The 18365-nt window shown below is 60.5% G+C and carries 20 protein-coding genes and 1 pseudogene; 11 read left to right on the top strand and 10 right to left on the bottom strand.

What is annotated here, in order from left to right; genetic code table 11:
- Positions 1 to 51 precede the first annotated feature (51 nt).
- Both EJ074_RS16510 and EJ074_RS16505 read left to right on the top strand, forming a co-directional pair.
- Positions 52 to 600, top strand: a complete 549-nt coding sequence (locus tag EJ074_RS16510) for a hypothetical protein (protein ID WP_245454704.1) — start codon at positions 52 to 54, stop codon at positions 598 to 600.
- The gene (locus EJ074_RS16505) at positions 597 to 1289 is read left to right on the top strand and encodes a hypothetical protein (protein ID WP_129553598.1); all 693 of its coding nucleotides are present in this window, start codon (positions 597 to 599) and stop codon (positions 1287 to 1289) included. The genes EJ074_RS16510 and EJ074_RS16505 overlap by 4 nt, the downstream gene beginning before the upstream one ends.
- Before the next feature lie 155 nt (positions 1290 to 1444).
- Here EJ074_RS16505 and istA read toward each other — a convergent pair.
- Together istA and nhaA are read right to left on the bottom strand one after the other, a co-directional pair.
- Positions 1445 to 2319: pseudogene (gene istA / locus EJ074_RS16500) on the bottom strand (IS21 family transposase); the annotation flags it as partial.
- A gap of 514 nt (positions 2320 to 2833) precedes the next feature.
- A complete protein-coding gene (nhaA, locus tag EJ074_RS16495) occupies positions 2834 to 4006 on the bottom strand; it encodes a Na+/H+ antiporter NhaA (RefSeq protein WP_129553597.1) in 1173 nt (390 codons plus the stop codon).
- A gap of 579 nt (positions 4007 to 4585) precedes the next feature.
- Here nhaA and EJ074_RS16490 point away from each other — a divergent pair.
- Positions 4586 to 4786: a hypothetical protein gene (locus tag EJ074_RS16490; RefSeq protein ID WP_129553596.1), complete on the top strand. Its 201-nt coding sequence runs from the start codon at positions 4586 to 4588 to the stop codon at positions 4784 to 4786.
- A gap of 805 nt (positions 4787 to 5591) precedes the next feature.
- Here the strand turns inward: EJ074_RS16490 and EJ074_RS16480 are convergent.
- Positions 5592 to 5783 carry a hypothetical protein gene (locus EJ074_RS16480; RefSeq protein WP_129553594.1) on the bottom strand — a complete coding sequence of 64 codons (192 nt, stop codon included), beginning with the start codon at positions 5781 to 5783 and terminating at the stop codon, positions 5592 to 5594.
- A gap of 259 nt (positions 5784 to 6042) precedes the next feature.
- Here EJ074_RS16480 and EJ074_RS16475 point away from each other — a divergent pair, with 259 nt between their 5' ends.
- Positions 6043 to 6243 carry a hypothetical protein gene (locus EJ074_RS16475; RefSeq protein WP_129553593.1) on the top strand — a complete coding sequence of 67 codons (201 nt, stop codon included), beginning with the start codon at positions 6043 to 6045 and terminating at the stop codon, positions 6241 to 6243.
- A 431-nt stretch (positions 6244 to 6674) separates the two neighbouring features.
- Here the strand turns inward: EJ074_RS16475 and EJ074_RS16470 are convergent, their stop codons facing one another.
- Positions 6675 to 6914: a hypothetical protein gene (locus EJ074_RS16470; protein ID WP_129553592.1), complete on the bottom strand. Its 240-nt coding sequence runs from the start codon at positions 6912 to 6914 to the stop codon at positions 6675 to 6677.
- 1252 nt (positions 6915 to 8166) lie between these two features.
- On the opposite strand from EJ074_RS16470, the gene EJ074_RS16465 reads away from it, so the two are divergent.
- Positions 8167 to 8547, top strand: coding sequence for a hypothetical protein (locus EJ074_RS16465; protein ID WP_129553591.1), 381 nt, complete (start codon positions 8167 to 8169; stop codon positions 8545 to 8547).
- 136 nt (positions 8548 to 8683) lie between these two features.
- The gene (locus EJ074_RS16460; protein ID WP_095809296.1) at positions 8684 to 8875 is read left to right on the top strand and encodes a hypothetical protein; all 192 of its coding nucleotides are present in this window, start codon (positions 8684 to 8686) and stop codon (positions 8873 to 8875) included.
- Positions 8876 to 9077: 202 nt separating this feature from the next.
- Here EJ074_RS16460 and EJ074_RS29700 read toward each other — a convergent pair whose 3' ends face one another.
- Positions 9078 to 9350: a hypothetical protein gene (locus EJ074_RS29700; protein ID WP_165349948.1), complete on the bottom strand. Its 273-nt coding sequence runs from the start codon at positions 9348 to 9350 to the stop codon at positions 9078 to 9080.
- A 912-nt stretch (positions 9351 to 10262) separates the two neighbouring features.
- Here EJ074_RS29700 and EJ074_RS16445 point away from each other — a divergent pair.
- The 3 genes from EJ074_RS16445 (at position 10263) to EJ074_RS16440 (ending at position 11486) form a co-directional block, all read left to right on the top strand.
- Positions 10263 to 10457, top strand: coding sequence for a hypothetical protein (locus tag EJ074_RS16445; protein ID WP_129553589.1), 195 nt, complete (start codon positions 10263 to 10265; stop codon positions 10455 to 10457).
- 424 nt (positions 10458 to 10881) lie between these two features.
- On the top strand, positions 10882 to 11004 hold the full coding sequence (locus tag EJ074_RS30625; protein ID WP_280952484.1) for a hypothetical protein: 123 nt from the start codon (positions 10882 to 10884) through the stop codon (positions 11002 to 11004).
- 23 nt (positions 11005 to 11027) lie between these two features.
- Positions 11028 to 11486: a hypothetical protein gene (locus tag EJ074_RS16440; protein WP_129553588.1), complete on the top strand. Its 459-nt coding sequence runs from the start codon at positions 11028 to 11030 to the stop codon at positions 11484 to 11486.
- A gap of 282 nt (positions 11487 to 11768) precedes the next feature.
- Here EJ074_RS16440 and EJ074_RS16435 read toward each other — a convergent pair whose 3' ends face one another.
- The 3 genes from EJ074_RS16435 to EJ074_RS16425 form a co-directional block, all read right to left on the bottom strand.
- The gene (locus EJ074_RS16435; protein WP_129553587.1) at positions 11769 to 12221 is read right to left on the bottom strand and encodes a MucR family transcriptional regulator; all 453 of its coding nucleotides are present in this window, start codon (positions 12219 to 12221) and stop codon (positions 11769 to 11771) included.
- Between the two features lie 231 nt (positions 12222 to 12452).
- A complete protein-coding gene (locus EJ074_RS16430; protein ID WP_129553586.1) occupies positions 12453 to 13634 on the bottom strand; it encodes a serine protease in 1182 nt (393 codons plus the stop codon).
- 476 nt (positions 13635 to 14110) lie between these two features.
- The gene (locus EJ074_RS16425) at positions 14111 to 14551 is read right to left on the bottom strand and encodes an Lrp/AsnC family transcriptional regulator (protein WP_095805355.1); all 441 of its coding nucleotides are present in this window, start codon (positions 14549 to 14551) and stop codon (positions 14111 to 14113) included.
- Positions 14552 to 14686: 135 nt separating this feature from the next.
- Here EJ074_RS16425 and rocF point away from each other — a divergent pair, with 135 nt between their 5' ends.
- Both rocF and EJ074_RS16415 read left to right on the top strand, forming a co-directional pair.
- Positions 14687 to 15619 (top strand): arginase, encoded by a 933-nt coding sequence (rocF, locus tag EJ074_RS16420; protein ID WP_095805354.1) that lies wholly within the window; start codon positions 14687 to 14689, stop codon positions 15617 to 15619.
- Between the two features lie 2 nt (positions 15620 to 15621).
- Positions 15622 to 16680 carry an ornithine cyclodeaminase gene (locus tag EJ074_RS16415; RefSeq protein ID WP_095805353.1) on the top strand — a complete coding sequence of 353 codons (1059 nt, stop codon included), beginning with the start codon at positions 15622 to 15624 and terminating at the stop codon, positions 16678 to 16680.
- Between the two features lie 113 nt (positions 16681 to 16793).
- Here the strand turns inward: EJ074_RS16415 and EJ074_RS16410 are convergent, their stop codons facing one another.
- Positions 16794 to 17240 carry a hypothetical protein gene (locus tag EJ074_RS16410; protein WP_095805352.1) on the bottom strand — a complete coding sequence of 149 codons (447 nt, stop codon included), beginning with the start codon at positions 17238 to 17240 and terminating at the stop codon, positions 16794 to 16796.
- A 112-nt stretch (positions 17241 to 17352) separates the two neighbouring features.
- Positions 17353 to 18354: a substrate-binding domain-containing protein gene (locus tag EJ074_RS16405; protein ID WP_095805351.1), complete on the bottom strand. Its 1002-nt coding sequence runs from the start codon at positions 18352 to 18354 to the stop codon at positions 17353 to 17355.
- Positions 18355 to 18365: the final 11 nt, after the last annotated feature.

Below are 18365 nucleotides of genomic sequence, written 5' to 3'. Positions count from 1 at the left end.
CCGATCGAGGTCCGTGATGGTAAGCTCTGGTGCCCAATTTCCGAGGCACCAATGGCCACCGAGTTTGCCATATCGCGCTTTGCCGTTCCGTTTCTGCGGCAAGGCGGCTGGGCCATGTTCTGCGATTGTGACGTCCTGTTTCTGCAGGACCCGGTCAAGCTGCTCGACCTGGTCGATCCTTCCTGCGCGATCATGGCGGTTAAGCACCAGCAGCGCGAATCCGAAGCGGTCAAGATGGACGGACAAACGCAGACGTTCTATCGCCGCAAGAACTGGTCGTCGGTCGTTTTGTGGAACCTGGACCATCCCGCCAACAAACGGCTGACCAACGAGATGCTTAATAAGTGGCCCGGGCGTGACCTCCACGCCTTCAAATGGCTTGAGGACAATGAGATTGGGGAATTGCCCCTGGCATGGAACTACCTGGTAGGGGCTTCGGCTTCGGAACTCGATCCCGCCGATGTCTCGCTAGCGCACTACACGCTCGGCGGTCCTTGGTTTGCGGGCTGGTCTGGCGCCACGCAATGGGACGAATTGTGGAGCCGAGAAGAAAAGATCCTACGCGCCTATGAGGAACATGCGGTTCAGATTCCCGGATGAAAATTCCGCTCTCGGATCATCTCTTGCCCATCTTCCCAAAGCCAATTCTTCGCTTGTCCAGAGTGACGGGTCCCGCCCTGGTGATGGGGTCGGCGCCGAATTTTCGCCTCCCGCGGGGACATGATTCCCATTGGGCACTTGTGACCGTCAACGCTTCCCAGCTTTTGGCGGAAACCTTCGGCCTTCCCATTCCTGATATCGCGCTGATCCGCCGCGGCATTTTGATCGGCGCGGGCGGGCAGGATATCTACAAGCGTGATTTGTTAAAAGGACGGCAGGCAAAGCATCTGATCATCCCGGTCTGGCAGGACGTTGAGGACAAGCTGAAAGCCAGTTGCTGCACCGTCAATTATCGCTATGACACCTTGCAGGCGCTTACCAAGTGGCAGCTAGCCAACATCGTTTGGCGGCTTAGCGGCAAATATCATGTTTCCGGCGGCTGGCACCGGAAAATCTCCACCGGAGCCTTCGCGATCATACTGGCGCGTTTCGCCGGTTTCGCCCCTGTTGTGGTCAGCGGGTTTTCCCTGTCCCAAGCAGGGCATGGATACGACACCCGAAACGCCTTTCGATATCATGCCGACGAAGATGCGGCTTTGCTTCGACGGGTGGTGCGAAGAGGCGAGCCAATCTACGCAGAGGACAGAGACTTCGCAGCAGAAAGTGGATTGACCTTATGGCAAGGATAGATGCGATGAGGATTTCCGGACTGCTCTGGGAGGCGAAGCGACTCAGAAGAACAACGAGCGTCGCCGAAGCGAAACGTCCTCGCGCAAAAGGTAAGAACCTGCTTGACGAGTCATTTCGATGAGTTCGCGGGCTTGGGCCTCGGTGATGCCCGTTTCATCGTGCGCTCGGGCTGGTCAATATGGCGGTGTGCCTTCGCATAGGCGACGCACTTGTCGGCGAGCCAGGCTTTCAACTCGGCATAAGACTTGAAGCGCAGCCGCGGTGTGAAGAAGCGCTCCCGCACCAGCCCGACCTGGTTCTCGACCTGACCCTTCTCCCCGCCGGACGCCGGCGTGCAGGCGACCGGCTGCACCAGATAGTGACTGCACATCTGCAGGAAGCGGCGATTGTATTGCCGGTCCTTGCCGACGAAGATCGTTTCCACCGCCGTCTTCATGTTGTCGTAGATGCCGCGCGTGCAGTCGCCACCGAAGAAGGCAAAGGTCCGGTCGTGCGCGTCGAACACGATCTCCTGCGTCTCCCGCGGATAGGCCCTGACGAACATCATGCGGCTGTGGCAGAGCCGGACATGGGCGACTTTCACGGTCACAGTCACGCCATTGATCAGGACGATCTCGTGGCTCCAGTCGAACTGGTAGGCCTCGCCCGGCGCGAAGAACAGCGGCACATAAGCGTCCGCCGTCGCCGACCCCTGCGCCTTCGCCCAGCTCTTCGCGTAGCGGCGGACGGCGTCATAGCCTCCCTCGTAGCCGAGGCTGCAAAGCTCTTCGTAAATCCGGATCAGTGTCAGTTGCTCGCGCGCCGCCTTGCCACGGTTGCCGTTCAAAAATCCGTCAAGCTGATCCTGCCACGGACCGATCTTCGGATTGGGCTGCCGCTCGCGTTCGTAGGAGAACGATGTCTCATCGGACCTGAGTATCTTGCGGACGGTGTTCCGCGAACATGCAGTTCGCGGCAAATCCGCTTGAGAGACCATCCCTGCCCATGGAAGGCGCGCCGAACCCGGGCAATCGTATCCGCCGACTTCATCCCACACCATCCGCTCGCCTCGACGAGCTAACGGTCGCAAATCAAAGCATCAGGGGGGTCAAAATTGGACGCCGATTCCCCGGCTTAGGGGGTCAATTTTGCACGCCGATTCACATCCGAAGCTTATTCGAGATTCAGGCGGACGTGTTTCTTCGCGCGGAGGGAGACACGTTCGTATCGCCGCACGCTGAAACTCGGGTGGGGGCGGAGTTTCGTTGGTCGCGGTTAGCTGCGCCTTTGATCACATATGATTCACATGAGTTAGGGCGGACCATCTACAAACGTGCAGTATTAACCGTAGCCATTGGGCAATGAGGCAACCCGTGCATGACGAGTTGGAATGGCTCACTCGGGCGCTACGGCGACAGGCATTGGTCTATCGGGATGGCTCAACTGAAGCTGCCGACGATTTAGTGGCGTGGACACTGGAAAGGGCAATCGCGGAAATTGGTGAGGATACGCCGATCTCAGTGTCGCTCAGCAGTTGGCTGTTCGAGATAATGCGTCGGCGCCTTCATTGACTGGCGCGCGACGAGCAGATCACGAACAGAACCGCCGCGCCGACCAGCGCGGCAATCAGCGAGCCGGCGAGGATGCCGACCTTGACCGCGTCCTGAAGGGCGGCGTCGTTGGCGAAGGCGAGCAGGCCGATGAACAGGCTTATGGTGAAGCCTATGCCGCACAGCAGCGAAATGCCGACCATATGCAGCCAGCCGGCATTGGCCGGCAGGTCGGCGAGGCCGAGGCGGATGGCGAGCGCCGAGGAGCCGAACACGCCGATCAGCTTGCCGAGCACCAGGCCGGCGGCGACCCCCAAGGTCAGCGGCTCGACCAGAGCGGCGAGGCTCAGGCCGCCGAGCGAGACGCCGGCATTGGCGAAGCCGAAGACCGGGATGACGATGAAGGGCACCAGCCGGTGCAGGCCGTGCTCCAGCCGGTGCAGCGGCGAATGCTCGGCATCGTGGCCCGTGCCGGCGGAGCGTTCGAGCGGAATGGTGAGCGCCAGCGCCACCCCGGCCAGCGTGGCATGCACGCCCGATTTCAGCACCAGCACCCAAAGCAGCGCGCCGAGCACGAGATAAGGCACGAGGCTCATCACCCGCATGCGGTTGAGCACGACGAGCGCGGCGATGACGGCGAAGGAGGCGCCCAGATAGGCGAGCGACAGGCCGCCAGTGTAGAACAGCGCGATGATGATGACGGCGCCGAGATCGTCGATGATGGCCAAAGCGGTGAGGAACACCTTTAGCGAGGCCGGGACCCGGCTGCCGAGCAGCGACAGCACGCCGAGCGCAAAGGCGATGTCGGTGGCGGTCGGGATCGCCCAGCCGGACAGTGCTGCCTGGTTGCCGCGGTTGATGAGGACATAGACCAGCGCCGGAACCACCATGCCGCCGGCGGCGGCGATGCCCGGCAGCATGCGGCGCGGCCAGGTGGAGAGCTGCCCGTCCAGCACCTTGCGCTTGATCTCCAGCCCGACCAGCAGGAAGAACACCGCCATCAGCCCGTCATTGATCCAGTGCGAGACGCTGAGCGGCCCGAGATAGGCATGCAGGAGCGCGAAATAGGTTTCGGCGAGAGGCGAGTTGGCGACGATCAAGGCGAGCGCCGCAGCCGCCATCAGGACGATGCCGCCGGCCGCCTCGCCGTCAAGGAATTCGCGAACGAGCGATTTGAACTTTGGCACGCTGGCGCTCCACGGAAAACGATCTTCAGTCTCCGTAGTCGGGCCGAGCCTGGGCGCACGCAGCACACGCCAGGGGCCAAAGATATGCAAGCAGGCCTGGAAGACAAGGTCGCGGACTGTTTCGCCGAGAGGCCAGCTGTTTCCGTGCCGGCAACAAGAGACGGGCCGCACTGACGACGATATGAGTTGCTATCTCGGTTGGTGGCCTTACCAAAGCCGCATGTCTCGATCCTCAGTTATCATCCTCGCTGTCGTCCTGATCGTACTGGCAGCTATTCTGGCGTCAGCATGGTTTCTAGAGCCGCCTTGCTGGGGCGGTCATATCTGAGGAGCGCCGGATTGCCGCTCCGCCTTAGGGCAGCATCACGGCGCTCCGACCCCCAGGGGGCCGGCTCGGCCTGTGTCACTCCTCCCGGACAAGGAGATCGGGTCTCCTCCTATTGTTCATCCGCACAACGTCCCGCTCCTTGCCGGCGAATGGCGTCGGGAGGGCTCACATAAAAAACGATTCGCGCAAATGCTGTACGGAGTATATTTTTTTGCCGTGGCGCGGCTTCGCCGCGCGCGTTTGAGGGTGCAATGGCGAACTCGAAGTCGCTATCGGTGATGGAACTCGAGATCATCCGATCGGCACTCCACACCGAAATCCGCGAAAACAACCTACCGCAAAGCGAGTGGCGAGATCACGCCACGAAATTGATTCAGGAATTCACCGGCTCTCGCCCGGTCGATCCCGAATTGCTGGATTGGATTGTGCGGAATGAACAGCCCCAGCGTTGAGCGAGATCGGCGCTCATTGCGGAACAACCCCGCAGGCACGTCGTTTAACCGGGAGTTGGGGTGTTAACCGTCTCAGGGCAGAGCCCGTCGCTTACGCTCAAAGGTGCGGCGGGCTTCTGTACGTAAGATCTCGATATATGCGTGAAGTTCCTCCGCGGCGAGCATATTCTTCGCCATGCCTCGATGCGGAGTTTCAGAGAGAACCTAAGGTTTGTTAAAGAGGCAACTCACCGGGCGAGGCTCGCCCACCCTGCCTTCAAGCCCGGCGAGTCGCCACCCGATCTCCAAAGACCGGGGGACCGGGAAGACCCGGCACGCTGTTCAGTGCAAATCTGGTGCCGGCAATTGGGTCTCGAAACGGGACGCAGGATTCGCTTTATGCATCCTTGGCCGCCCGAAGCTTTGAAAGAGACCGCCACAACTCCGTTTCGTCGGTAAGCCCGTTGTCGAAGGCTTCAAAGACCTCAGAAGCCAACTGCTGTCGTTGGTCCCGATCTTTCTTAGCGAGGCGCCGCTCATAGCACAGCCGATCAAAGACCCGCTGGAGTAACGCCAGATCAGCGGGTTCGTACACACCACTGTAACGAGACAATGGCATTGTCGTCGGCCCAAGCGCCCGTTCCGAATTATCTCACGCAGAGGCCGAGGCATGAAGAAGAAAGATGTCGAGGGCCTGTCCCATTGCGGAACAATCCCGCAGCCGTGCGTTTAACTAGACAGGCGGTCGATCCCCCTTGGGGTGTAGCCGTCTCATGGCAGCATAGAAGCCCGTCGCCAGCGCTCCCGACCAGGCGACGGGCTTTTCCTATTTGAAGGCAAATTTGTACACAACCCGGTTGGATTGATCGGTAACCCGCACCCAATCGGCCTCGCCTTGCCTGTCTTGCATCTTGCGACCAGTGATCCATTCGGCGGCAGCTTGTGGCGAAGTGGTCTTCGCGAAGGCCAGAGAAGTAGGCTCGTTACCCGACATGATCTCGACAGCGTAGCGGTTCATCGGAACACCCGGTTTTCGGCTGCAGCCAATTTGTGGACGCTAATGGAACATGCATTCGGGCATGGCAGTTTAAGACGCAGCGGTCGTTTCGTGTGATGACGACGCCGCTCCTTCAGGAAGCAGCCCTACGCCTGTTCCTCTCCTGTGTCACACCTATGATAAGCGGATCGGGCTGCCTATGTTCCGCCTACCCGCTGCTTCGCCCACAGAGCTTCCGAGACGAAAGGAACCTAAGACTGCCGGCCTGCTTTTCCTCAGCATGAGCACCGAGACCAAGCTGGAAATCGGAGAGCGCCACGTCCGAGAAGGCAAGGCACGCATTGCTCGCCAGCGCGAGCTGATCGAAGAATTGTCACGCGATGGCCACCGGACCGGGGAAGCGAAAAGGTTGTTGCAGGAGTTTGAGGCTGTGCAACGGGAACTCGAAGCGCACCTGGACTTTCTGCGAAAATCCAAGTGAATGGGGTGCCGGCCTCTTGGTTGCCGCCTTTTGGCGGAACTGAATCCCCCCGTCATCAGTTTAGCGCTATCGTCGGCAACAGCCTCATGGACGTCGGCGGCTGAGAGACAGCGACCGCGCTCCCGTCTGAACACGACCGGAGGCGAGCTATGCCAGACGATCCTGAAATCCCCCGCCCACGCCAGTCCCAGAACGACTGGAACGTGCTCGCTCTGACGAGAGCATCCATAAATCGTTCGAGGCAACTGCTTATCGATACTGAGCCGCAGCGAAACCCGCACAGAATACAGCTCGATCGAAATGCTGTATCCCTAACCCAGGTTGACGACGAGTGGCACGTCCTCGTCGAGCAAGTGGACCAGCATCTGGTTACCCGCTCTTTCCGAGACGAGCGATACGCCGTGAACTACGCCGAAGGACAAAGGGTGCGTCTAGGACTGCAAACGGTGACCCGCATCTAGGCTGCGTTCTTCGGCCTTTGCCAGCAACCGCGACAGATGCAGTTGGTGGAGGTCCTGTAGGCTTTCGAAGATGTCGAGTAGGTCATACGCCTGCTCAGTGGGCAACTTCAGGCGTTCCAATTCAGCGATACGCTCACGCTGCTGACTGATGTGTCGACCACCGAGCCAGACGTGTCCCCGCACCATCACAATGTCATCAGCGAGCGCCATGGACCGAAACGTTTGCTTGGGAAAGGTGGTTCCATCACCACGGCAGCGGCTAGCCTATCTTCTATCTACACGCCGGCTTCGAGGCGCGGGGGCCGTCGCGCCGAAAGCGCTCACGTGACTGACCCTTGTAGGAACCAATCGGGTCAACAAAGGTTAATCACTCCCGCCAGCAATCAAAAGCGGCGGCTGATGAGCGGAGCGAATTATGTCTCCTTTCGAAGCCCATCGTGCCATCCGGACCAAATCAGCGCAGATAAAAAGGCGCTCCACCGAACTCCGCTCGGAACTTAAGCGGAGCGTTGACGACGCCCGTTCCCAATCGCAGGAGCGCGTGGCGCGTTCGCTTCAGCTTCTCGCGAGCACCCAAATCCGATCGTGGTGGCCGAAAATTTCAAATTGAGACTCGGCGTTGCGCGTTGCGACGCACGAGAGCAGAATCAACCTACCCCGCTCGCAATGGCGGGGTAGGTCCGGCTCGCAAAATCCTGTGTCACACATCGATAAGCGGGCCGGGCCGCCAATGTTCCGCTCTCTTTTGGAGTCCTGCATGGGAACGCATTCAGAGCGCCTTGATTTAGGGAGCATGAGATCGGCCACGCTCGAGTTTGCTACCGCAGTGATCAACCAGGCGGAAAAGCTCCGCGCTGAGAACGAGAAGATATGTGCCAAGGCAAAGGCTGAGGTCGACCGGGCGCGAAGGCTCATTGACGAAATCGAAGCGGTCTCTCTCCAACGACACGCAGGCACATCGCTGAAGAAACTGCGTTCCGCTCACAGGTTGCCCATATCGACTGAATGATGCCCGCCGACCGCCTAAGAGTGAGCAAATCCGACGACCGCTACCAGGTGGCAGACGAGAGCGGCCCGATGCGCAGCTTCGACACCATCGTCGAGGCTGTGCGGTTCGGGCGCGCCTGTGGCTCGACTGGGGTCAAACCATCATCGGCGACCAGATAGCACCGCAAGACTTCGTGGCGACGTTCCTAGGCTCTCCCGTCGGCCGCATTCAAGGCGAGCGACATGGCCCGAGCGCTGCCACATGGCGTTGGTCGATCGCCACACACGATAAGCGCTGGCGTGGACATGGCGGGCAGCGCGGACAGGTCCAAACCAAGGATGAGGCGGTGGCCAAGCTGGAGCAGGTGTTCACGAAATACATCGCCGAGACGCCGGAGGGACCATCGCGACTTAATAGGCCCGGCGTGGGACGTTCGGAAGCGCCCCCGCTAGACTGAAGGTCCGGGCCCAAAGATTGCTGGAACTTGAAGATGCGCCACAGGTTGGTAAGTGCCTGTTTGCGCATGTTGTCCGCTCTAAGCCGCATTCAGGCGACACTTCAGCAAACTGCCCGTTGGTTCTGCCAACGGGTTTTTTTTTCGTTTCAAGCGGCTTAGCGACCAATGGTTTTGTGGAACCTGTTTGCCTGATCTGCGTTCTCGGCCATCGGGGACTACCTATGGCCGAAACCAAGCAAGAGCGCGCGGAACGCATTCGAGCGGAGAAGGATTTCCGTGTCCGCTTCCTTGTGAGGGAAACCGGCATCACTGAAGCTCAGGCACGCGAGCTTATTGACCTGATTGGCATTGATGCGAGTTCGCTTTTACGCGAGGCGCGTCTTCTCAGGCGAAACTGAGGCCGCTTCCCTATAACATAGTTGATTGGCCGGTCTCTAAAGAAGGCATACAGTCATCAAGTCGTCCGCATCGACTTGAGGCTCACGGACGCTTGGAAGCGGTAATCATGCTTTCGGCCCCATATGGGAGACAAGCATGTCGGCTCACGGAGTGGCGGATTCCGCCCAGCTCGCAATTCTGACAAAAGCATTGAACGACTACTGCGCAACGCATCATGTCGTGGATACCGATGAGCGCGAACAGATCGCGCTCAAGATACTTAGCCTTTTTCGGCGAGGCATGATTGATCCTACCCAGCTATCGACGGAGCTGGAAAAGATAGGCTAACGACCCCTCGCATTGCTGATGGCCCGACCTGCGGTCCAGTGTCTGGCGCGCCTCAGCCAACAGACGTGAAAGATGCGGTCAACATTATGGCAGGCGGCGCCGGGCTCGGACCGGCGTAATAGAGAGGCGGATCGGGCTTACTTGAAACGGGGGCGCTAAGCCCTATACTCACATACATCGTCGGCAACAGCCTAATGGACGCCTACGGCTGAGAGACAGCGACCGCGCTCCCGTCTGAACTAAGACCGGAGGCCAAGTTATGTCGGACGATCCCGAAATCCAACGCCCGCGCCAGTCCCAGCACGACCGGAACCTGCTCGTTCAGACGAGAGCAGCTATAAATCGTTCGCGGCAACTGCTTATCGATACCGAGCCGCAGCGAGACCCGCACAGGATACAGCTCGATCGAAATGCTGTCTCCATAACCCAGGTCGACGACAAGTGGCACGTCCTCGTCGAGCAAGCGGACCAGCATATGGTCACTCGCTCTTTCCGAAACGAGCAGTACGCGGTCAAATTCGCCAAGGCAAAAGGGTGCGTCTAGGCCTGCAAACGGTGAGCCGTATCTAGGCCGCCTTCTCCAGCCTTTGCCAGCAACCGCGACAGATACATCAATGCAAGTCTTGCATGCTTTCGAACAGGTCAAGCAGTTCGAATGCTCTCTCGGTAGGCAATTGGAGACGCTCTAATTCAGTGATGCGCTCGCGCTGCTGGGCGATGCGTCTTCCCAGCCTCACATGCCCCCGCACCATTTCGATGTCATTCGCGAGCACCATTTGTTCAAACCTGCAGGCTGGAAAGATAGTTCCTCGGCCAGCGCGCCCTCTTGGTTGCCACCACGACGCTAGTTGGCCGAGCCACTTCTTAGAGAGCTAGTGTACTCCATTTGGCTGTTCGCCACAGAGACAGATTGCGAGCGCGGTTCCATTTGCGCAGGATCACCCTCATTCCGCTTGGGCGGGGTGGGCCTGGCCCTGCGAACTCCTGTGCATACCCACAGTGACCAGCGGGGCCGGGCGGTTCCGACTGGCCGGCTCCCGTGCCTCGTTGATGCTCCTAGCCATCCAATCCCAGCGGCTTATGCCCTTGCTGCTCGTGCCACCTTGGCGAAGATCGCGCCGGTCAACAGCCTGGCCGCGTTTAGGGCACCGGTGGAAGTTCTCCTGTTCCGTGACGGCTGTTCTGGCTCGGTACTTTGCAGTGACGATAGGTGGGCCGAGGTCCGAAAGCTTCGTCATGTCTGGCTACCTCTCTTGGCCATGCAGTGGAGTCTGGAGCAGCAAACGGCATCGTTAAGCTAGTTCTAATATATGTAAAATTGTTTGGAACCCACGCCGACGCTGTCAGTTATTAGCGGTCGACCCCTCAGGTGGCGTAGGAGGGCGGAATGAGCGAAGTTTCTGTGCGTGAAGTTGTAGGTGAATGGCGGGTTTCAGTTCGCGCAGGCGGACACAGTCCGTGGATGCGCGTCTTTGATAGCGAGGCTAGCGCAAACGCGTTTGCACAAGCACAGAGGGCGCGGTTAGGTCTGGCAGCGACACCGCTCCTGGAAAAAGAGCTTGCAGGTGCAGAAGAACTCTAGATCGATGGCTGCTGGCTGCCTCTGAAGGGCCAGGACTGGCGGAACAATCCTCTAGTCACCCGGTTCGGGGCTGCGGCGCGGCTCCTTGACCGAGGGTTGGCCGCGTCGTTGGGTGCAAACCCGGAGCCCGTTCGACTTCCCCACAAAGCGGGCGGGCTCTTGGAGGCGGAACCTCAGACCTCAGGCATCGTTGACAGTGTTGGGCGCAGTTCCCGCATCACGGTCGAGCAAGCGCCTGTCGGGTTACAGGTTCCCGACGTGGGAGCCCGCTGATCAGGGGAGGTTTCTGGCGGCGGGCTTCCTACCACCCGAGCTACCGCTTACCAACCATGTCGGAGGATACAGCCGCCATGTTGGTCAGCCCCTTCGGTTGACAATTCGGGTGCCCATTTCTACCAATCATTGATTGGGTGGGAGTTCGATTATGGATGACGATCAGAAAGGCGCTTCGCCTGAGGATGTTCGCCACGCCCTGAAGGGGTGGGGATTCTTTTTCGTCCTAATGACCGCTATTTTCGGCCTGGCCTACGTCCTTGTCGAGATGTGAATCCGTCGATAAGCGGGCCGCCTATGCTCCGCCTTCCGGACGCCTATATCAACGGAATGATGCCCGCCGACCGCCTAAGAGTGAGCAAATCCGACGACCGCTACCAGGTGGCAGACGAGAGCGGCCCGATGCGCAGGTTCGACACCATCGTCGAGGCTGTGCGGTTTGTTCGCGATCGTGGGGCTCGCCTGTGGCTCGACTGGGGCCGAACCATCATCGGGGGCCAGATAGCACCGCAAGACTTCGTGGCGACGTTCCTAGGCTCTCCCGTCGGCCGCATTCAAGGCGAGCGACATGGCCCGAGCGCTGCCACATGGCGTTGGTCGATCGCCACACACGATAAGCGCTGGCGTGGACATGGCGGGCAGCGCGGCCAGGCGAACGCCAAGGATGAGGCGGTGGCCGAGCTGGAGCAGGTGTTCACGAAATACATCGCCGAGACGCCGGAGGGACCATCGCCCTACTCGCGAAAGAGCTCTTGAGCGAGTGCGGTTGTCACAGGGCAGACTGTCCCAACGGAATACGGGCTATATCTTTCAGTTACTCGGACCAATGCGCTTGGCGGTCCCGGACCTCTGCCGATTGTGAACCAAATGGCAAATCAGACACTCTCCGATCGCGCCGGCTGGTAAACCCCAAGCCCCCCGCCCATCAGTCGGCAGGACAGCCCGGCTTGCAATTCGCAAGCCGGGCTTCCGTCTCCAAAACTTGTGCCGAACTTGGAGACGCCGCATGATCACAACCAAGCCCCGGCAAGAGCCGGCTTAAGCCCTAGTCTTCCGCTTGCCTGTGCTCTTCGCCGGCTTTTTCGCGGGATTCCGGCCGAGCCCAGCCGCCTTGGCCAGCGTCGATCGCTGGGCGGCGTAGTTCGGCGCCACCATCGGATAGTCCGGCTTCAGCCCCCACTTCTCGCGGTACTCTTCGGGCGTGAGCCCGAAATCCACGCTGAGATGGCGCTTCAGCGATTTGAACTTCTTTCCGTCCTCGAGGCAAATGATGTAGTCGGGGAACACCGACCGCTTCGGATTGACAGCGGGCGCCTGGGCTGGCGTCTCGGGTTCGGCCGGTCCTCCGATCTTCGAAAGCGACGAATTCACGCTTTCGATGATCTCTGGAAGAGACGCAACCGGGACCGCGTTCTTGCTGACGTAGGCGGACACGATGTCCGCGGTGAGCTCGATCAACTGGACTCTATTGTTTTCCGCCTCTTCCGGCATGCAATGTCTCCTGTTTTACGGCAACAATTGCAGACCTCTTAGCCGTTTTTCAGAGAAACTCCAGTTCAGATAGGCCTCGCTCGGTGCAGCCACGCTGCCGGTGTCTTCCTGGCCCGGAATCGCGAAATGTCCACTGCAGTAGCAATCCCTCGTGATCGCTCGTTTGCGACGGACGAGGATTGAACGTAGTTGCGGCACAGACCCTCGGCGCCGCAGTTATGTGACCGTGGCCTATTGTTTCAGAACATTCCCGGCTTCTGATATAATCTTCGGATTGGCTCCCAGGGAAATCGCGTAGCTGAATCGAGCGGCGCCGTGTGCCTGCTTGTTTCTTGGGATACTCCGCACCACCCAATCATAAATGCCCGATACCATGCACGCGCCATTAGCGCAGGTCACCATCAGAGAACCATCGCGGATGCGATAGGCTCGCTCAGGCCACCGTATGAAATAATCTCTCTTATCGGCCAGGACTTCGCTTAGAGGTCTCTGCTTTCCGTAATATGAAACAGAATCCGCATATATGGCTGCAACGGCTTGCAGCGAGGACGACGCATCGCCGCTGTCGCGTTCTATCAAATTGCGAATGACCGCGACCGCTGCCTCTTTGACGGCTTCATTGGATGATGTGCCGGGTGGAGTTGATGGCACTTCGGCTGTCGATGGTAAGGGGCCAGTGTTAGCAAGCGGTTTTTCAGCACCGTGGCAAAGGACCTGAACAACCGATGGTACAACTTTGTCGGAGAGATCGGCTGTTGAAAGCGGTTTCGCATCAGCCGCAGCATCGGCGGCGTCGAACTGAATGTTCCGGCTTTGAAGGAACAATTCGACCACGTTCGATCGAATGGCAAAATTGACGTTCTGCACAGCAATGCCCGTCTCGTTCGTGAACTTCGATCCGAGCACCGCTGTCGAAACACCAATGATCGAGCCCCATTGATCAACTATTGGGCCGCCGGAGTTCCCTGGCTGAAGGGGCGTTGACACTTGTAGATATCGGGTGTCGTTCTCCATACCCACCAGCGAATTGACGTTCCCGGTCGTGACCTTAATGGAGTCAGAAAGCAACCCACTGAGAGGGAAACCGTAGGCGGCAATATCTTCTCCAAGCCGGGGTTGAGAGCGGCGCAGCGGAAGGTGAGGCTTTCCTGTACCCATAGCGAGCTTAAAGACAGCGAGGTCATTTTGGTTGTCGACGGCGAGGTCACTGCCGTCCCCCAGCTGTGGGACGCTGATGCTTATGCAACCTTCAACGACGTGTGCGTTGGTAACCACCCAGCCTTGATCGTTTACGAAAAAGCCAGTTCCCGAACTGGAAACCTCAGACTGGTCCGCATTTGCTGGTTGTGTGGCAAACGCAACAGCAACGGCCGCCACGGCGGCGAAACTAGTCTCCCATCTTTTCAAGCTCATTATCCGACCCGCCCATAAACCACCCCTCTGCTACTAAGCCGTGGAACTCACTTGGGGGCAAGCCTGCAACTAAGAAGCAGTTAAGATCGTCTTGAAGGATTCATCCGCATCCAAACAGTGTTGGCGATGCGGAAGGATTGGTCGCCCGGAGACACGCTTGCGGTCACCGCGCGGCCACCCTTTTGCTACTTCGCTGCCGTTTGCGTCAGTTCACCGGAGTATCGTTCCGTTCATAAATCGTCGCCCGACAGGCGCTGGAAGGACGGACACTCTTGCGCACTGACATGAAATCTGAAAGATTCTTGTTCAATACCTTGACGGCGCAATTTACCGCTTGCCAAGGTTGGGGTCGGGCGTTCGAATCGCCTCACCCGCTCCAGTTTCCTTCAGGGATCAAGCAAACGAAAAGCCGCGGTTTTCCGCGGCTTTTTCGCGTTTTGGAGCTGAGCTGCCCCACAGAATCTCTTCGGCAATACCTACGCCAACCTCGCCCGCGTCGTCCGCGGCGTCGCCAGCAGCAGGCTCGTCTCGCTCCCGGTAATGCCGGGGATCAGCCTTATCCGCCGCAGCACGGCGTCGAACTCGGTCAGCGAGGCGGTGCCGAGTTCGACCACCAGGTCCCAGCGGCCGTTGGTGGTGTGGATGGTCGAGACCTCGGGGAAGCCGCCGAGCGCCCTGATCACGCGGTCGGCGGCATGGCCTTCGATCTCGATCATCATCACGCCGCGGATGCGCTGGTCGACCGCGTCGGCGCGCAGCACCACCGTGTAGCCGATGATCTCGCCGGATTTTTCCAGCCGCTCCATGCGCGCCCTGACCGTCGCGCGCGAAACGCCGAGGTCGAGGGCGAGATCGGAGACACTGCGCCGCGCATCGTGCCTCAGAAGCGTTACCAGCCTTTCGTGTAGCGTATCCATTTGGCTTTGCATTTCGGTCAGAACAGCTGATCGAAATGATAGATCATCCTTCCCGAAATGCCAATTTTCCCTGTTCAAACCGCCAGCCCGTGATGATCCAATCCGCGCAATCAAATCGCAGGGGCTAAAAGAATCATGCGTTGCAGGATCGTTGGCGCGCCGGTGCAGGACGGTGCGGGCAGGATGGGATGCGAGATGGGGCCGAGCGCGCTGCGCACTGCAGGCCTGGTCTGGGTGCTGTCGGAACTCGGCCATGAAGTCGAGGACTGGGGCGCGGTTCAGCCGGCTCGGGCGCGCGCCGTCGTCCATGGCAATCTCGCGCTCAAGGCGCTGCCGGAGATTTCAGCCTGGACGGCGGCGATCGCCGAGACGGCCTACACGGCTTCCAGGGATGCCATGCCGATCTTCCTTGGCGGCGACCATTCGATCTCCGCCGGCACGGTCTCGGGCGTCGCCCGCCGCGCCGCCGAACGCGGCCGGCCGCTCTTCGTGCTGTGGCTCGACGCGCATCCGGATTTCCACACGCTCGACACCACCACCAGCGGCAATCTGCACGGCGTGCCGCTCGCCTATGCCAGCGGTCGTCCCGGCTTCACCGGCTATTTCCCGGATCTGCCGGCGGCCGTCGATCCGAGCCGCATCTGCACCATCGGCCTGCGCAGCGTCGATCCGGCCGAGCGCCGGGCGCTCAACGAGGCCGGCGTGACCGTGCACGACATGCGCGCCGTCGACGAACACGGCATCGCGCCGCTGCTGCGCGCTTTCCTGAGCCGCGTCGAGACGGAAAACGGCCTGCTGCATGTCAGCCTCGATGTCGACTTCCTCGACCCCTCGATCGCGCCCGCGGTCGGCACCACGGTGCCCGGCGGCGCTACCTTCCGCGAGGCGCATCTGGTGATGGAGATGCTGTCAGACAGCGGTCTGGTCTCCAGCCTCGACTTGGTCGAACTGAACCCGTTCCTCGACGAGCGCGGCCGCACCGCGACGCTGATGGTCGACCTCACCGCCAGCCTGATGGGCCGCCGCATCATGGACCGCCCGACCCGCAGCCATTCCGGAAGCCTCTGATCATGACCCAGCCGTCGCGCCTTGCCATCGTCCCCTTCGTCAGCGTCGACCGCATGATGAAGCTGGTGCTCGCCATCGGCATCGAGCGCTTCCTCACCGAGCTCGCCGCCTATGTCGAGGAGGATTTCCGCCGCTGGGAGCTGTTCGACAAGACGCCGCGCATCGCCTCGCACAGCCATGACGGCGTCATCGAGCTGATGCCGACCAGCGACGGCAAGATGTATGGCTTCAAATATGTCAACGGCCACCCGAAGAACATGCGCGAGGGCCGCCAGACCGTCACCGCCTTCGGCGTGCTCGCCGATGTCGGCTCCGGCTATCCGATGCTTTTGACCGAGATGACCATCCTGACGGCGCTGCGCACCGCGGCCACATCCGCTGTCGCGGCCAAATACCTGGCGCCTAAGGGCTCGCGCGCCATGGCCATCATCGGCAACGGCGCGCAGTCCGAATTCCAGGCCATCGCCTTCAAGGCGCTGCTCGGCATCGACCGGCTGCGGCTCTACGACATCGACCGCCAGGCCTCGGAAAAATGCGCCCGCAACCTCGCCGGCAAGGGGTTCGACATCACCATCTGCTCGACCGGGCAGGATGCGGTGGAAGGCGTCGACATCATCACCACGGTGACCGCCGACAAGCAGTACGCCACCATCCTCACCGACAACATGGTCGGCTCCGGCGTCCACATCAACGCCGTCGGCGGCGACTGCCCCGGCAAGACGGAACTGCATCGCGATATCCTGCTGCGCTCGGACATCTTCGTCGAGTTCCCGCCGCAGACGCGCATCGAGGGCGAGATCCAGCAGCTCGACGCCGACCATCCGGTGACCGAGCTGTGGCAGGTGATAACCGGCCAGGCAGAAGGGCGCAAGGCGCCGGAACAGATCACCCTGTTCGATTCCGTCGGCTTCGCCACGGAAGATTTTTCGGCACTGCGCTATGTCCGCGATCAGCTCCAGGCCACCGGCCTCTATGAGGAGCTCGACCTGCTCGCCGACCCCGACGAGCCGCGCGACCTGTTCGGCATGCTGCTGAGAGCGGCGATGCAGCCGGCGGCATAAGCCTTTCATCTTCTCCCCGTTTCACGGGGAGAAGATGCCGGCAGGCAGATAAGGGGCAGCGCCGGCGTCAACAATTGCCGCCACCAATGCATGTCGCCATTCGGGACACTGGCTTACTGGCCAACTTTTTCGATCTGCCTCGTTTTTCGGCGTATACGGCCCAACGTGTCCAGAACTCTTAAGCGCTTCAACGGGACGCCATCATACTCCGTAAGAGAACTGCGGCCGTTTCGATCTACAACGGTCAGCACTGCGCGACACCTGCCGCCTCTGGCATCAAACGCAGCGAGAAAACTCTGGAAGTCCGTCACCTCCGCGCCGTTCCTTTTGCAGAAGGCAGGAAAGGCTTGCCCAAATATGACCGCAGCACTTTTCAATTGGTCCGAAGGGCGGCCTCTGACAACACTCCCGCGCAGGAAGTCGATCTCGATTACTCCACCCGTGCTGATGGCGGCCTCTCCAAACACGTCGGTTTGGCAGTAGCCGACAACAAAGCCCAGGCCACTTGCCATCGAGTCGGCGAAGTTGTGAGCGATCGCGCAAAGACGTTCATGCTTCATCCTAGAAGGATAGCAACCTCATCGCCTGCTTTCCACCCGTGCTGGTCCTTCCGCATTTATGAGTTCACGGCCCGAAGTAAGAAAACCTGTTCTCAATTTCGAGATCCATGCTTTATCCGCGCACCGCCGCGCAGCTCTCCCGTTCGACCAGCACCGGCGCCAGCACCTCACGGCGCGACGGCGCCGCCGGCTCGCCGAGGCGCTCGAGAAGCAGGCTCACCGCGCGCGTGCCGATCTTCTCCACCGGCTGGGCGATCGTCGTCAGCGGCGGCCATGTGGTGACGGCATAGGGAATGTCGTCGAAGCCGACCATCGACATGTCGTCGGGAACCCGCAGCCCGCGCGAGCGCAGCGCGGTGATGGCGCCCATCGCCATCAGGTCGTTGCAGGCGAACACCGCCGTGATCTCCGGCACCTGTTCCATCAGGCGTTCCATCGCCAGCCGTCCGCCGGCGAATTGATAGTCCGAATCCACCACCGATGCGGCGGGCAGGTCGAGGCCCGCTTCCTCGAGCGCCCGGGTGAAGCCGCGCTGGCGGGCGGGGCTGGAGCTCGAATCGCGCGGACCGCCGATCACGCCGACTCTTCGGTGGCCGAGCCCGACCAGGTAGCGGCCGGCGAGATAGCCGCCGTGATCGTGGTCGACCAGCACCGAATCGACATTGACCGAATGGATCTCGCGGTCGAGCAGCACCGCCGGCACGTCGGGTGAAAGGCGCGAGAACACCCGCGCGTGGTCCGACGAGCCGGCGAAGATCAGCCCGTCGATCTGCTTGGCCATCAGCACCGACAGATAGCGCTCCTCCTTTTCGGCGTTGCCGTCGGAGTTGCACAGGATCACCGTGTAGCCGGCCACGAACCCCGCATCCTCGATCTGGCGCGCGACGCTGGCGAAGAAGGGATTAGAATTGTCGGGCAGCAGCAGGCCGATGGTCTTGGTCTCGCCGCGCCGCAGGCTGCGCGCCAGCGAATTGGGGCTGTAGCGCAGGGCGGCGATCGCCGCGCGCACGCGCTCGGCCGTCTTTGGCTCGACATGGCGCGTGCGGTTCATCACATGCGACACGGTTGCGACGGACACTCCGGCGTAGCGCGCGACATCGGCAATCGTTGTCATAGCCCTTTGGT

Origin of the sequence: Mesorhizobium sp. M3A.F.Ca.ET.080.04.2.1 (genome assembly GCF_003952525.1) — a bacterium.
Taxonomy (GTDB): domain Bacteria; phylum Pseudomonadota; class Alphaproteobacteria; order Rhizobiales; family Rhizobiaceae; genus Mesorhizobium.
This window is presented reverse-complemented; position numbering and strand designations above follow the sequence as displayed.